We start from the raw sequence: 3162 nt of genomic DNA on the forward strand, positions 1-3162 counted from the left end.
TTTGCTCTTTAAAAATCTGGATCAAGCTGAAAATTGAAACGACACACTGTGTCTGTTCTCCGTAATAAGAACAGATAAGCGGTGTGTTCGAGTCTCTCAAATTTTCGCAACGCGACTATGTTTTACGAAACATCTTCGGGTTGTGAGGTTAAGCGACTAAGCGTACACGGTGGATGCCCTGGCAGTCAGAGGCGATGAAGGACGTGCTAATCTGCGATAAGCGTCGGTAAGGTGATATGAACCGTTATAGCCGACGATTTCCGAATGGGGAAACCCAGTGTGTTTCGACACACTATCGTTAAGTGAATACATAGCTTAACGAAGCGAACCGGGGGAACTGAAACATCTAAGTACCCCGAGGAAAAGAAATCAACCGAGATTCCCCTAGTAGCGGCGAGCGAACGGGGAGCAGCCCAGAGTCTGAATCAGCGTATGTGTTAATGGAACGGTCTGGAAAGTCCGGCGATACAGGGTGATAGCCCCGTACATGAAAATGCATATGTTGTGAACTCGAAGAGTAGGGCGGGACACGTGGTATCCTGTCTGAATATGGGGGGACCATCCTCCAAGGCTAAATACTCCTGACTGACCGATAGTGAACCAGTACCGTGAGGGAAAGGCGAAAAGAACCCCGGCGAGGGGAGTGAAATAGAACCTGAAACCGTGTACGTACAAGCAGTGGGAGCACCCTTGTGGTGTGACTGCGTACCTTTTGTATAATGGGTCAGCGACTTATATTCTGTAGCAAGGTTAACCGTATAGGGGAGCCGAAGGGAAACCGAGTCTTAACTGGGCGTTAAGTTGCAGGGTATAGACCCGAAACCCGGTGATCTAGCCATGGGCAGGTTGAAGGTTGGGTAACACTAACTGGAGGACCGAACCGACTAATGTTGAAAAATTAGCGGATGACTTGTGGCTGGGGGTGAAAGGCCAATCAAACCGGGAGATAGCTGGTTCTCCCCGAAAGCTATTTAGGTAGCGCCTCGTGAATTCATCTTCGGGGGTAGAGCACTGTTTCGGCTAGGGGGTCATCCCGACTTACCAACCCGATGCAAACTACGAATACCGAAGAATGTTATCACGGGAGACACACGGCGGGTGCTAACGTCCGTCGTGAAGAGGGAAACAACCCAGACCGCCAGCTAAGGTCCCAAAGTCACAGTTAAGTGGGAAACGATGTGGGAAGGCTCAGACAGCCAGGATGTTGGCTTAGAAGCAGCCATCATTTAAAGAAAGCGTAATAGCTCACTGGTCGAGTCGGCCTGCGCGGAAGATGTAACGGGGCTAAACTGTGCACCGAAGCTGCGGCAGCGACACTATGTGTTGTTGGGTAGGGGAGCGTTCTGTAAGCCGTTGAAGGTGACCTGTGAGGGTTGCTGGAGGTATCAGAAGTGCGAATGCTGACATAAGTAACGATAATGCGGGTGAAAAACCCGCACGCCGGAAGACCAAGGGTTCCTGTCCAACGTTAATCGGGGCAGGGTGAGTCGACCCCTAAGGCGAGGCCGAAAGGCGTAGTCGATGGGAAACAGGTTAATATTCCTGTACTTGGTGTTACTGCGAAGGGGGGACGGAGAAGGCTATGTTAGCCGGGCGACGGTTGTCCCGGTTTAAGCATGTAGGCGGAGAGTTTAGGTAAATCCGGACTCTTACTAACGCTGAGGTGTGATGACGAGGCACTACGGTGCTGAAGTAACAAATGCCCTGCTTCCAGGAAAAGCCTCTAAGCATCAGGTAACATCAAATCGTACCCCAAACCGACACAGGTGGTCAGGTAGAGAATACCAAGGCGCTTGAGAGAACTCGGGTGAAGGAACTAGGCAAAATGGTGCCGTAACTTCGGGAGAAGGCACGCTGATATGTAGGTGAAGTGGTTTACCCATGGAGCTGAAATCAGTCGAAGATACCAGCTGGCTGCAACTGTTTATTAAAAACACAGCACTGTGCAAACACGAAAGTGGACGTATACGGTGTGACGCCTGCCCGGTGCCGGAAGGTTAATTGATGGGGTTAGCGGCAACGCGAAGCTCTTGATCGAAGCCCCGGTAAACGGCGGCCGTAACTATAACGGTCCTAAGGTAGCGAAATTCCTTGTCGGGTAAGTTCCGACCTGCACGAATGGCGTAATGATGGCCAGGCTGTCTCCACCCGAGACTCAGTGAAATTGAACTCGCTGTGAAGATGCAGTGTACCCGCGGCAAGACGGAAAGACCCCGTGAACCTTTACTATAGCTTGACACTGAACACTGGTCCTTGATGTGTAGGATAGGTGGGAGGCTTTGAAGTGTGGACGCCAGTCTGCATGGAGCCAACCTTGAAATACCACCCTTTAATGGCTGGTGTTCTAACGTAGACCCGTAATCCGGGTTGCGGACAGTGTCTGGTGGGTAGTTTGACTGGGGCGGTCTCCTCCTAAAGAGTAACGGAGGAGCACGAAGGTTAGCTAATCCTGGTCGGACATCAGGAGGTTAGTGCAATGGCATAAGCTAGCTTGACTGCGAGAGTGACGGCTCGAGCAGGTGCGAAAGCAGGTCATAGTGATCCGGTGGTTCTGAATGGAAGGGCCATCGCTCAACGGATAAAAGGTACTCCGGGGATAACAGGCTGATACCGCCCAAGAGTTCATATCGACGGCGGTGTTTGGCACCTCGATGTCGGCTCATCACATCCTGGGGCTGAAGTAGGTCCCAAGGGTATGGCTGTTCGCCATTTAAAGTGGTACGCGAGCTGGGTTTAGAACGTCGTGAGACAGTTCGGTCCCTATCTGCCGTGGGCGCTGGAGAATTGAGGGGGGCTGCTCCTAGTACGAGAGGACCGGAGTGGACGCATCACTGGTGTTCGGGTTGTCATGCCAATGGCATTGCCCGGTAGCTAAATGCGGAAAAGATAAGTGCTGAAAGCATCTAAGCACGAAACTTGCCCCGAGATGAGTTCTCCCTGACTCCTTGAGAGTCCTGAAGGAACGTTGAAGACTACGACGTTGATAGGCTGGGTGTGTAAGTGTAGCGATACATTGAGCTAACCAGTACTAATGAACCGTGAGGCTTAACCTTACAACGCCAAAGATGTTTTGGTGAAAGAAAGACATCAATACTCAGCTTGATACAGATAACATTGACGTGTTCATAAGGACATGTTGATAACAGAATTTGCCTGGCGGCA

1 rRNA gene is annotated in these 3162 nt (G+C 51.2%); it reads left to right on the forward strand.

The window, feature by feature from the left end:
• The first annotated feature begins 146 nt into the window (after nucleotides 1–146).
• Nucleotides 147–3053: ribosomal RNA gene (locus KP80_RS21000) — 23S ribosomal RNA — on the forward strand.
• Nucleotides 3054–3162: the final 109 nt, after the last annotated feature.

The organism is Kluyvera genomosp. 1, assembly GCF_001266615.1.
Classification (GTDB): Bacteria; Pseudomonadota; Gammaproteobacteria; order Enterobacterales; family Enterobacteriaceae; genus Kluyvera; species Kluyvera cryocrescens_A.